9 protein-coding genes and 1 pseudogene are annotated in these 12,958 nt (G+C 52.9%); all 10 read left to right on the top strand.

All coding sequences use genetic code 11. The features are described 5' to 3' along the window. Positions 1-107: 107 nt before the first annotated feature. Positions 108-2,492 carry a choice-of-anchor B family protein gene (locus H6585_06925; protein ID MCB9448063.1) on the top strand — a complete coding sequence of 795 codons (2,385 nt, stop codon included), beginning with the start codon at positions 108-110 and terminating at the stop codon, positions 2,490-2,492. 65 nt (positions 2,493-2,557) lie between these two features. Further along, on the top strand, positions 2,558-2,740 hold the full coding sequence (gene rpmG / locus H6585_06920) for a 50S ribosomal protein L33 (protein ID MCB9448062.1): 183 nt from the start codon (positions 2,558-2,560) through the stop codon (positions 2,738-2,740). A gap of 8 nt (positions 2,741-2,748) precedes the next feature. Then, entirely contained in the window at positions 2,749-2,931 is a 183-nt protein-coding gene (locus tag H6585_06915) for a DUF4295 domain-containing protein (GenBank protein ID MCB9448061.1), read from the top strand. 79 nt (positions 2,932-3,010) lie between these two features. Beyond that, the gene (gene ftsY, locus H6585_06910; GenBank protein ID MCB9448060.1) at positions 3,011-3,973 is read left to right on the top strand and encodes a signal recognition particle-docking protein FtsY; all 963 of its coding nucleotides are present in this window, start codon (positions 3,011-3,013) and stop codon (positions 3,971-3,973) included. Continuing rightward, the gene (gene rimO / locus H6585_06905; protein ID MCB9448059.1) at positions 3,954-5,267 is read left to right on the top strand and encodes a 30S ribosomal protein S12 methylthiotransferase RimO; all 1,314 of its coding nucleotides are present in this window, start codon (positions 3,954-3,956) and stop codon (positions 5,265-5,267) included. The genes ftsY and rimO overlap by 20 nt, the downstream gene beginning before the upstream one ends. Before the next feature lie 45 nt (positions 5,268-5,312). Further along, positions 5,313-6,917: a bacillithiol biosynthesis cysteine-adding enzyme BshC gene (bshC, locus tag H6585_06900; protein ID MCB9448058.1), complete on the top strand. Its 1,605-nt coding sequence runs from the start codon at positions 5,313-5,315 to the stop codon at positions 6,915-6,917. A gap of 359 nt (positions 6,918-7,276) precedes the next feature. Beyond that, positions 7,277-8,331, top strand: a pseudogene (locus tag H6585_06895) (IS3 family transposase). A 564-nt stretch (positions 8,332-8,895) separates the two neighbouring features. After that, positions 8,896-10,155, top strand: coding sequence for an HlyD family efflux transporter periplasmic adaptor subunit (locus H6585_06890; protein MCB9448057.1), 1,260 nt, complete (start codon positions 8,896-8,898; stop codon positions 10,153-10,155). A 1-nt stretch (position 10,156) separates the two neighbouring features. Continuing rightward, positions 10,157-11,506: an ABC transporter permease gene (locus H6585_06885; protein ID MCB9448056.1), complete on the top strand. Its 1,350-nt coding sequence runs from the start codon at positions 10,157-10,159 to the stop codon at positions 11,504-11,506. Continuing rightward, complete coding sequence (locus H6585_06880) at positions 11,499-12,956, top strand: TolC family protein (GenBank protein MCB9448055.1); 1,458 nt, start codon at positions 11,499-11,501, stop codon at positions 12,954-12,956. Before H6585_06885 ends, H6585_06880 begins: the two co-directional genes overlap by 8 nt. Positions 12,957-12,958 lie beyond the last annotated feature (2 nt).

The following is a 12,958-nucleotide window of genomic DNA, read 5'->3' as shown; positions in this document are numbered from 1 at the left end:
GATGGCGTTCAATTGAGATTTGACTTTGATCGTATTTCTGACGATATTGCTTTATTCCACTCCCCGCGTATTTGTTCGTTTACCGCATCCTAAAAAACAGAATTCTTATGAGAAACCTCTGGACCCTCCTATGTGTATGCGCATGCAGTCTGACCGCTTTCGCCCAGCAAAGCAAAAACATGAACCTGCTGGGAAGCTTAACCTATAGCCAGAGCTTGAGTGATATCTGGGGCTATGTGGATACGGCCGGCAACGAATATGCCCTCGTCGGATGCCGCAGCGGCGTTTCCATCGTGGACGTGACGGATCCCACCAAACCCACCGAAGTGTTCTACACCGCCGGATCGGCTTCCACCTGGCGTGACCTGAAGACATGGAACAAGCATGCCTACATCACCAATGAGACCGGCAACGGACTGATGATCATTGATCTTTCCGGACTTCCATCCGCCACACCCAGCCCCAAGGTGATCAACGATACCACCTATTTCAAAAAGGCACATAACCTTTATATAGATGAAAATGGTATTTGCTACGTGTTTGGCGCCAACACCCACAACGGTGGGGCCGTTATCCTTGACCTGAACAACGATCCCGAAAAACCGCAATACCTGGGAGCCTTTGAAGATTACTATCTGCACGACGGGATGGTGCGCGGAGATACCCTGTGGGGATCCGCTATCTACGACGGGAATTTTGCCGTGATCGATGTGTCCGACAAATCAAAACCAAAAGCACTCGCCACCCAGCAAACGCCCGGTGCCTTCGCTCACAATGCATGGATTTCCGACGACAACAAGTACCTCTTCACCACCGACGAGATCAGCAATGCATTCATCGGATCCTTTGATGTGTCGGATCTCGGGAACATCAAGCTGCTCGACAAGATCCAATCCAACCCCGGCTCCAATGCCGTGGTTCACAATACCCATTATATCAACGGCTACCTGGTAACGTCATACTACCGCGACGGAACCACCATCCACGACGTGAGCAGACCCAATAACATCGTGCAAGTGGGGTATTATGATTCAGAGCCGTTGAGCGGAAACGGATACGACGGTGCCTGGGGGGCATATCCCTGGCTGCCTTCCGGTAACATCATCGAAAGCAACATTGGCGAGGGGTTGTTTGTGTATGGTCCTACCTATAAGAGAGGGTGCTACCTCGAAGGCAATGTGAAGGATTCCCTTACCCTGGCACCCATCCCGAATGTGAGCGTGGATATCGTTTCCTCCGGCATTGTAAAAAACAGCAACATCAGCGGCGATTATGCCACCGGTACCATCGATGCCGGAACCTACGACGTGACCTTCTCCGAACCCAGCTACCTGCCCAGGACCGTGAAGGGTGTGGTGCTGACCAATGGCGTGGTGACCAATCTGAATGTAAAACTGATCAAGCAACATCAGTTTGAATTCACCGGCATGGTGGTTGAAGAGGGGAGCGGTAACCCGGTGCCCGGTGCCAATGTGAAAGTGGTGAACCAGGATTTCGACTTCAATCCGGTGACCGATTCAGCCGGTACCTTCACCATTTCCAACATGACCAATGGTGCCTATGATTTCATCGCAGGTAAGTGGGGGTATGTGAATGATTGCATGACCGTCTCAGTTGATTCCATCAACAACACCGTTACCCTGACGCTTCCTGTGGGTTATTACGATGACTTCACCTTTGATAACGGTTGGGCGGTCACAGGTGACGCCTCCACCGGTGCATGGGTAATCGGCGAACCTGTGGGTACGGTTAACGGCAGCACACCTGCGAGTCCGGATGAGGACGTATCCACCGATTGCTATAACCAGGCTTACGTAACCGGCAATGGTGGCGGCAGTGCCGGAACGGATGATGTGGACAACGGGTCCACCATCCTCACCTCACCCGTGTTCGATCCGGGGTCCGGCAATTCTCCATACATCAGCCTCTACTATTGGTTCTATAATGGTGGCGGCAGCGGTGCACCCAATGATACCCTGAAGATTCAGCTGACCAACGGTTCGGTCACCAAAAACATCGATGTGATCACCCCTGATTCCATCCAAAGCCAATGGGTGAAAAGATATTACCGCATGAAGGACTATATGACCATGACTTCTAACATGAAACTGATCGTGACCTGCAGCGACCTGGTCAGTGGCGGCGGGCATTATGTGGAAGGTGGCATTGACGAGTTCAGGGTGATTGATTCGGTGGATGTAAGCACAGGTACCGACCTGCAGGCACACGGCGGTGAACTGGTGTTGTACCCCAACCCTTCGCAGGGTGAGTTCAGCATCCGTTACAATTACGGCTCACTCAAAGGGAAGAAGGAAGTCCGCCTCAATGACATCACGGGTCGCACGTTGCTGGCCAGGGAATTGGAAGGTACGAGCGGAAATGTTCCCGTAGCATCCGGCCTGGCCAACGGAGTATACATGGTGACCCTGATGCTGGACGGCATTCCCCTTGAAACGGGTAAAATCATGGTGCTTACCCCGGGGATACGATAAAATTTGGTAAGGAGTAGGATTGTTGTCAAACTATCGCTATCTTTGCGCCTCAAAATTTTACGATCATGGCCAAGAAAGGAAACAGGGTTCAGGTGATCCTCGAGTGCACAGAACACAAAAACAGTGGTCTGGCAGGCACTTCCAGGTACATCACAACCAAGAACAAGAAAAACACCCCTGACAGGATTGAACTGGTGAAATTCAACCCTATCCTGAAGAAGCGGACCGTTCATAAAGAAATCAAGTAAGATATCCCATGGCTAAAAAGACCGTCGCAACGCTGAAAACCGGACAGGGTAAAGATTTTACCCGTGTAATTAAAATGGTGAAGTCCGACAAGACCGGTGCTTACACCTTCCGGGAAGAGGTCGTACACAATGACCACATCAACGATTTTCTGAAAGGAAAAGATCCAGCCGCCGAAACAAAGGAGGGTTAGTCTTTTCCTATCTACCACTTATAAAAAAGCTTTCTTCACAGGAGAAGGCTTTTTTCATTTTCCATAATCTCACAGATCCATGTTCGGTCTATTCTCCAGGGAAAAAAAGAAAAGTCTTGACGAAGGCCTTTCCAAAACCAAGGAAAACCTATTCACCAAACTCAGTCGCGCCGTTGTCGGTAAGTCACGCGTGGATGCCGAAGTACTCGATGAACTCGAAGGCATCCTGGTATCTTCCGATGTGGGTGTGGAAACCACACTCAAGATCATCAACCGCATTGAGCAACGCGTGGCCCGCGATAAATACATCAATACAACGGAGCTGAATGGCATTCTGCGTGAAGAAATACAAGCCCTGCTGGCAGAACACGGCGGCGAGGAATCCGATCCCTTTACCGGCACCCTTCCCAACAAACCACACGTGATCATGGTTGTAGGTGTGAACGGCGTGGGCAAAACCACCACCATCGGCAAGCTGGCCTGGCAGTTTTCCAGGAACGGCAAAAAGGTGCTGCTCGGCGCCGCCGATACCTTCCGCGCTGCTGCCGTTGATCAGCTTAAGATATGGTCGGAAAGGGTGGACGTGCCCCTCGTGAACCAGGGCATGGGCGCCGACCCGGCTTCGGTGGCGTATGATACGGTACAGTCCGGACTCGCACAGGGCGCCGACGTGATCATCATTGATACAGCAGGACGTTTGCATAATAAGGTCGGACTCATGAACGAACTCAGCAAGATCCGCAAGGTGATGGATAAGGTCATCCCGGGCGCGCCCCAGGAAGTGCTGCTAGTATTGGATGCCTCCACCGGCCAGAATGCCATCGAGCAAGCCCGCCAGTTTACCGCCGCCACCGATGTGAATGCCCTTGCACTCACCAAGCTCGACGGCACGGCCAAAGGTGGCGTGGTGATCGGTATCTCCGACCTGTTCAAGGTACCCGTTAAATACATCGGCATAGGAGAGAAGAAGGAAGATCTTCAGCCCTTCAACAGCCGCGAATTTGTAGAATCCCTTTTCAGTCATGCGAACCAAGGCGGGTGAGAAAAAAGTACACGTGATCACCCTCGGATGCTCCAAGAACATTTACGACTCGGAGATCCTGATGGGGCAATTGCGCGCCAATCAGATGGAGGTCGCCCACGAAGAAGCCTTCAAACAGGCAGGCACGGTGGTGATCAATACATGTGGCTTTATCGAAGATGCCAAACAGGAATCCATCGATACCATCCTGCGCATGGCCGAAGCCAAAAAGGCCGGCAAGGTACGCCGCGTGCTGGTGACCGGCTGCCTGTCGGAACGCTACAAAGACGACCTGCGCAAGGAAATCCCCGAGATAGACGAGTGGTTCGGGACCCAAGACCTGCCCCAGCTGCTGAAGTCACTCGGCGCAAACTACAAGCAGGAACTGATCGGTGAGCGGCGACTCACAACCCCAGCCCATTTTGCTTACCTCAAAATCTCCGAAGGCTGCGACCGCGTCTGCTCATTCTGTGCCATTCCTCAAATGCGCGGCGGACATGTGTCCAGGCCCATGGAAAGCCTGGTGAAGGAAGCTGCCTCGCTGGCAGAAAAAGGAGTGAAAGAGCTCGTGCTCATTGCACAGGACCTTACCTATTACGGCCTCGACCTCTATAAGAAAAGAGAACTGGCGGCACTCCTCGAAAAACTGGCCGATGTGAAAGGCATCCGCTGGATCCGCCTGCACTATGCATTTCCCCAGGGTTTCCCCATGGAAGTGCTGGATGTGATGGCCCGCCACGACAACATCTGCAAATACATAGACATCCCCCTGCAACATGCCAGCGACCGCATCCTGCATGCCATGCGCCGGGGTTCCACCAAAGAAAAAACCGCCCGCCTCATTGCCGCCATGCGCGAACGCGTTCCGGGCATCGCCATCCGCACCACACTCATCGCCGGGTATCCCGGGGAAACCGAAGAGGATTTCAATGAAATGCTGGAGTGGGTGCAAGACATGAAGTTCGACCGCCTCGGATGTTTTGCCTATTCCCATGAAGAAGACACGCATGCCTACAATGCTGAGGATGATGTGCCCGCCGAGGTGAAACAGGAACGGGTGGAACGCATCATGGATGCCCAACGGTCGGTTTCGCTGGAAAAGAACCGCGCCAAGGTGGGACAACGTCTGACCGTGATCATCGACCGCGCAGAAGGGGAGTACTTCATCGGACGCACCGAAGCCGATAGCCCGGAGGTAGACAACGAAGTGATCATCCACGCACCCGGTCAATACCTCCGCATCGGGGATTTTGCCGAAGTGGATATCACCGATGCCGGTGAATACGACCTCCACGCCACGCTGCCGAATTCATGATCCGATCCTGAACCGAACCACAGATAGTTGCTATCTTTGGCCGGCATGAAGATCACCCCATACCCCCTTACCTCATTACCCTCTACCAACCCCCTGGTAAAGGATTACCTGCAACAGGATGCAGGTTTATCCGACTATTTTACCTTTGCACCCAACCGGGAAGGATTGGCAGATGCGTTGAAGATCGCAGGTGAAAAGAACTGGAACCGGGAGGTGCTTGTCAACAGCCTGCTGCGTCAGTACCAGGAGGCTGGAATCACGGTTGAGGGCGCCGTGCATGACAACATTGAAAAGTTAAGGAACAACAACACGTTCACCATTACCACCGGCCACCAGCTGTGCATCTTCACCGGACCGCTCTACTACATCTATAAGATCGCAGGCATCATCCGCCTGAGCCAGACTTTACGTGAACAACATCCCGATGTGCATGTGGTACCGGTTTTCTGGATGGCCACCGAAGATCATGACTTCGAAGAGATTCGCTCATGTCACCTGTTCGGGAAAACATTCACCTGGGAGCGGGATGCCAAAGGGCCCGTCGGACGGTTAAGCACCGAAGGACTGGACCAGGTTTGGCATGCCATCGATGAAACGCTGGGCCAGGGCGAACATGCCGATGAACTGCGGGCCCTCTTCAACGATGCCTACCTCAACAGTCCATCCCTCGCCGAAGCAACACGCAAACTGGTGCACGGGTTGTTCGCTTCGTACGGCCTCGTAATTCTTGATGGCGACGACCCGGAACTGAAACAATTGTTTGTGGATGTGATGACGGAAGACGCGCTGAACCTATCTACCGAACCACTCGTCAAAGCAACATCCGGTCGGCTGGAAGCACAGTATCCCGCGCAGGTTTTTCCCCGCCCCGTGAACCTGTTCTACCTCGGCGCCGACCGATACCGCATCAAACCACCTGAAGAGACAGGCAACGATACCTACGACCTGGGAGATATGCAGGTCGGTCGTGACCAACTGGCCTCCATGATCCGCGAACAACCCGGAAGTTTCAGTCCGAACGTGATCCTGCGCCCCATCTACCAGCAAATCATTCTGCCCAACATCGCCTATGTGGGCGGTGGTGCGGAAGTGGCCTACTGGCTGCAACTCAAAGCGGCATTTAACCACCACAAGGCGTTCTATCCCGTGGTGCTGCACCGCGACAGCCTGCTGTGGATCGACAGGAACCAGCAAACGCGTTTGGATAAACTGGACCTGACGTGGCAAGACCTGATGCTGGACAAAGACGACCTGATCCGTCAATGGCTCAGCCGACATGAAGAAGCCGAACCTTCTCTGGATGAAGCGAAGAAAAAGGTGGAAGCATTGTTCGGGGAGGTGGCCACGCAGGCCGCGGTCGTAGATCCCAGCCTGGAGAAAGCGGTAGGTGCCGAAGGACAGAAGGCGGTGAAAATGCTGGAGGCGATCGAAAGCCGCATCCGGAAAGCAGCCAAGAAAAAACACGAAACCGAACTTTCCCAGGTGGAACAGGTGCAGGCCAAATTATTCCCCAATGGTGGCTTGCAGGAACGGTACGACAATTTCATTCCCCTTTACCTGAAACACGGCCGCGGTTTTCTGGATGCCGTGATTCAAAACGCCGACCCGGTAAGCGCGATGCTGAAAGTGGTGACGGATGATGAGTCGTAAGTCGTAAGTCTTTAGTCTTTAGTTGTCAGCCCGACGCAGGTATGGCTTACATCGTCAATGGAAGAAGCTGGCCAGGCTTTTGAACCACATAGACATATAGGTCACAACAGGCCTTCACATAGTCTGTGTGTGCTATGTGCCTATGTGTTTCAAATTTTATCCGTGTGTCGTAAGTCTTTAGTCTTTAGTTGTCAGCCCGACGCAGGTATGGCTTACATCGTCAATGGAAGAAGCTGGCCAGGCTTTTGAACCACATAGACATATAGGTCACAATAGGCCTTCACATAGTCTTGAAGACTTCCCTAAAAAACGTAGCGAATAAAAATAGAAATTAGTCGCTAACTTTAACAGGGAACAAAATGAAGAAGAGCAAATTCACCGAGAGCCAGATTGTAAGCATTCTCAAGGAGCAGCAATCGGGCAAAAGTGTCAACGACATCTGCCGGGAACACGGCATCAGTCAGCCCACGTTTTACCAGTGGAAGAGCAAGTACTCCGGGCTTGAAGTCAACCAACTCAAACGGTTGAAAGAACTGGAGAGCGAACTGGCCCAATACAAGAAGATCGTAGCGGAGCAGACCCTGCACATCACCGTACTGAAAGATGTGATTGAAAAAAAGCTCTAGGGCCTGCCGAGAAGCGCGAGCTGATCGGTTATGCAAATCATCAACATAAGATCAGCATCCGGCAGGCCTGTGTGTTGTTTACCATCCAACAGTCGGTGTATTACTACCACCCCAAACCCAAGGACGATCAGATGATCCGTGACCGGTTGGCGGAACTGGCCGAGCTGCATAGCCGCTGGGGCTTCTGGATGATGCACCACCGCTTACGCAACATGAACTACATATGGAATCATAAACGGGTATACCGCATCTATACAGAGATGGGATTGAACCTGCGCCGCAAAACAAAGAAGAGACTTCCACTGCGGGTGAAAGAACCGCTGCTTCAGCCACTGTATTCGAATGTAACCTGGAGCATGGACTTCATGCATGACGGATTGTACAATGGCATCAAGTTTCGCTCCTTTAACATCATTGATGATTACAACAGAGAGGTGCTCAATATCACCATTGACACCAGTCTGACCAGCAAGCGGGTGATCCGCCAATTGGATCAATTGATCGCCTGGCGGGGAAAACCTGAACGCATTAGGGTAGACAACGGTCCGGAGTTCATTGCCCAGGCCATGGAGGAATGGGCTGAGAGAAGAGGTATCCAGATGAAGTTTATAGAGAAGGGAAAGCCCCATCAGAACGGATATGTGGAGCGGTTCAATAAAACCTACCGGGAAGAAGTATTGGATGCTTTTTCGTTCACCCGACTGAAAGATGCACAGCTGTTGTCCCACGCATGGATGTGGATCTACAACAATGAGCGTCCGCACTCATCATTGGGATATAAGACGCCAGTGGCTTTTGCCCAGGAACGTCTTCGAGGCTACGCCTCTTCGACGTTCCTGCCCGATCAACAATCTGATTGGAAATCGTTAGTTTTAACTGCTACGAATTAAGGGGAGTCTTCAGTCTGTGTGTACTATGTGCCTATGTGTTTCAAATTTTATCCGTGTGTCGTAAGTCTTTAGTCGTAAGTCTTTAGTTGGCAGCCCGACGCAGGTATGGCTTACATCGTCAATGGAAGAAGCTGGCCAGGCTTTTGAACCACATAGGCACATAGGTCACAACAGGCCTTCACATGGTCTGTGTGCGCTATGTGCCTATGTGGTTCAAATTTTAGCCTATTACATGGTTCGTTAATGGACGTCGCTGGCGCCGATTTGCAATCGTGCCCGGGGATGCGCAGCCATCTAACATATCACATCTAAAATCTCAATCCCCCTGTTACTTTTTCTTCCTTCATGTGTTATAAGGCATAACAATCATTCAATCTGACGAACCGAATTCTTTTTCCCTGTGCATTTATAATATGAAGCACATATCTTCGTGAAGGAGCAAGTACATTCATTTTCTCATACATGAAAAAGAAATTACTCATCGGGGGCGGCATTCTGCTGCTCGTTTTTATTATATATGTTTTCATGAAGGGTGAAGACGGCGGACAGCACGACCTCTATGCCACCGTTGAAAAAGGCCCCTTCTCCGTCATCATCACCACCACCGGAGAACTGGAGGCCAAGAACTCCGTCAAGATCAGCGGCCCCTCTACACTCCGTTCCATCGGCGAATACAATGTGAAGATCGTGGACATGGTGCCGGAAGGAACCATGGTTGAAAAGGGCGCCTATGTGGCGTCGCTGGATAAGTCCGGACTGGCAGACAAGATCAAGAACCAGGCGATTGAGATGGACAAGATCATGACGGAACTTACCAAGACCAAGCTGGATACCGCCCTTGATTTGCGCCTGCTCCGCAATGACCTGATCAACTATCAATACGATGTAAAGGAAAAGGAAATCTCCGTGGAGCAATCCAAGTTCGAACCGCCCGCCATTCAGCGACAGGCGGAAATGGACCTGGAGAAAGCCCACCGCACCCTGGATCAGGCCAAGCGCAACTATGACCTTAAGATCAAACAGGCCCAGGCGAAAGTACAATCCGTCATGGCATCCATCCAGCAGATCCAGAGCCGCATTGACCTGTACAACGATGCCGACCAGCAGTTCAGGATCCTGGCCCCGGAAAAGGGCATGATCACCTATCAACGTGAATGGAACGGACAGAAGAAGGGCGTGGGTTCCATGGTGAGCGCCTGGGATCCTGTGGTGGCCACATTGCCCGATCTGAGCAAGATGCTTTCCCGGACGTATGTGAATGAAGTGGAGATCCGCAAGGTGGAGGAGGGTCAACAGGTCACCATCACCCTCGATGCCTTTCCGGAAAAGAAACTAACGGGCAAAGTGATCTCCGTGGCCAACATGGGTGAGCAGATGCCGAATTCAGATGCCAAGGTGTTTGAAGTGCAGGTGGAGATCAACGAACAGGATTCAACCCTGCGTCCGGGCATGACCACCGGCAACCAGATCCTCGCCAAACAACTCGACAAGGTCTGCTTCGCCCCGCTGGAATGCATCTTCAACAGCGAAGACACACTGACCTACGTGGTGCGCAAAAACGGCCGGTCGCTGGAAAAACAGGAAGTGAAGCTGGGTGCCACCAACGAAAACTATGTGGTGATCGAGAATGGGGTGAAGGAAGGTGATGTACTGATGCTCTCATCTCCGTCCGAACAAAACATGGATGTGATCCGGCTTAAAGACGAGGGAGGAAAGAAGTAGCATGCCGCTGAACCGAACAGCCGGCTTCCGTGCCGCCATCGAAGCGATCATGGCCAACAAGCTCAGGTCGCTGCTCACCACGCTGGGTATCAACTTCGGTGTGGCTGCCGTGATCACCATGCTGGCCATCGGGAAAGGCACGGAACGCCAGATCCTCGATCAGCTGAAACTGGTGGGCGTGAACAACATCACGGTAACACCCGTCATCAAGCAGGAAGAAGACAAAGTGGACCAGGAGCAGGGCACCGGCACCGAAAAGGAAAAGTTCTCACCCGGCCTCACACTGCTTGACGCAGAAGGCATCCGTGATGTGGTTCCGGGCGTGGACCGGATCAGTCCGGAGATCATCCTCAACATGAACCTGATCCACGGTGGCATTCGCAGAACGGCACGACTGGTAGGTGTTACACCTACTTTTTTTGACATGACCGGTTTTTCCCTGGAACGCGGCCGCATGTTTTCCCGCGATCAGTTGGTGGCCGGTCTGCCCGTGTGCATCATCGGCAAGAACATCAAAACACGTTTCTTTCCCTCCGAAGACCCCATCGGGAAATACCTCAAATGCGGAAAGGTATGGCTGCGCATCATCGGTGTATTGCAGGAACGCCTGATCTCGGACGATGCCGCCAGTCACCTCGGCATCCGCAACTACAACATGGATGTGTACACCCCGATGGAAACCGTACTGATCCGCTACCGGAACCGCGGCATGCTCACCAAAGCTGCGCTGGAACGGGCGGCCAACCCATGGGGGAACGATGATGAAACCACCAAGGATCCGCTCAACGCAAAAGACAATCACAACCAGATTGATCGCCTCGTGATCCAGGTGAACAGCACCGATGAACTGAAAGGCGCTGCCGATGTGATCTCCCGGCTGCTGGAACGCAGGCACAACGGCGTGGTCGATTTTGAGGTGGTGATACCCGAACTGATGCTGCGACAGGAGCAGGAAACAAAAAAGATGTTCCGGAATGTACTGGCTGCCATTGCCGGTATCTCGCTCCTGATCGGTGGCATCGGCATCATGAACATCATGCTGGCTTCGGTGCTGGAACGAACCAAAGAGATCGGCCTGCGCCTGTCCATCGGCGCTACCAAAGACGATGTGGTGATGCAGTTCCTGATGGAGTCGGTCACCATCAGCCTGGTAGGTGGCTTGTCGGGAATCATACTCGGCATCGGACTTTCCGTACTCATTGATGTCGGCTTTGGCATTGCCACCGTCATCTCCCCGGTATCCGTGTTTTTATCCTTTTTTATTTCCGCCATGGTGGGACTCATCTTCGGGATCGCTCCCGCACGCAGGGCCGCCATGCAAGATCCGATCAAATCCCTCAGGTATGAATAACAAGCTTGCCGGAATACACTTTCTGTTGTTCACATTTACCGTCTTCTTTGGACTTCCGGGTCGTGCGCAAACCGTTACCCTGCAGGAAGTGCTCAGCATGGCGAAAGAACAGTCACCGGCCGCATTGCAGGCGAAGAAGGCATTCGAATACAGCGAGTGGTCCTACAAAGCCTACCGGGCCGGCAACCTTCCGCAGGTCAACCTGGGGGGTACGCTGCCCGACCTGAACCGGTCCATCACCTCCATCACCCAGAACGACGGAACCGATGTGTTTCGCAGGAGAAGCCAGGCCACCTCATCCATGAACCTGTCGCTGGATCAGCAGATCGCACCCACAGGCACCCGCGTTTTTGTGGGTTCCCAACTCGACCGCATCGATGTGATCAACGACAGTACCGTTACGTCTTACCTGGCCAACCCGGTTACCATCGGTTTCACCCAACCGCTGATGGGATTCAACAGCCGCCGGTGGGATAACCGCATCGAACCTTTGAGATATGCCATCGCCAAGCAGTCGTACCTCTCCGCCATGGAAGACATATCGGCCACGGCATGCCGCCTTTTCTTCAACCTGCTGATGGCGGAGGTGAGCCTCCAAACCGCCCAGGCCAACAAGGGCAGCAACGATACCCTGTTCCGCATATCCCAGGGCAGATACCAACTGGGCAAGATTGCGGAGAATGATTTGTTGCAGATGCAACTCAATGTGATGAAGTCACAAAACGAGGTGGCGCAAACCGAGCTGGATGTAGTGAGCACCAATGCGCAACTGAGGGCGTATCTCGGACTGGCAGGTGATGAGGTCATGCAACTGGCCATACCCACGGATGTACCCCTGATGGAAGTGGATGAAAACAAAGCACGTGACCTTGCCCGCCAGAACAACAGCGAGCGCAGCAGCCTGGAACTGGAGGCGCTGCAGGCGGAGCGATCCCTTGCGCAGGTCAAAGGCAACAACGGTTTCAGCGGCAACCTTACAGCATCTTACGGCTTGGTGCAAAGCGCCGGCGACCTGGAAGGTGTGTATGCAAACCCTTTGGATCAGCAACGCCTGCAGCTGGGTATCAGTGTTCCGTTGCTCGACTGGGGCCAGGGGCGGTCCAGGATCAAAGCGGCAGAAGCGCTGGAAGAGCAGGTGCGATCCCGCACCACTCAGGAGATCGATGGAATTGACCGGAACATCGGTATCCTGGTAAGGCAGTTAAAAGTGAACCGTGAAAACCTGGATCTGACAAGCAAGGCAGACAGCATTGCAAGCAGAAGCCATGAAGTGACCGTGCAGCGTTACCTCATCGGCCGCATCAGCATCACCGACCTGAACATCGCGCTGAGCGAAAAAGACAGGGCGAGGAAGGCGTACATCGGAAGCCTGGAAGCCTATTGGCTTTCCCTGTATGCCTTGAGAAAAGTTACGCTCTTTGATTTCGAGAAAGGCGTGGCGATCGAGTAGGG

Source organism: Flavobacteriales bacterium, from assembly GCA_020635855.1.
Classification (GTDB): Bacteria; Bacteroidota; Bacteroidia; order JACJYZ01; family JACJYZ01; genus JACJYZ01.
This window is presented reverse-complemented; position numbering and strand designations above follow the sequence as displayed.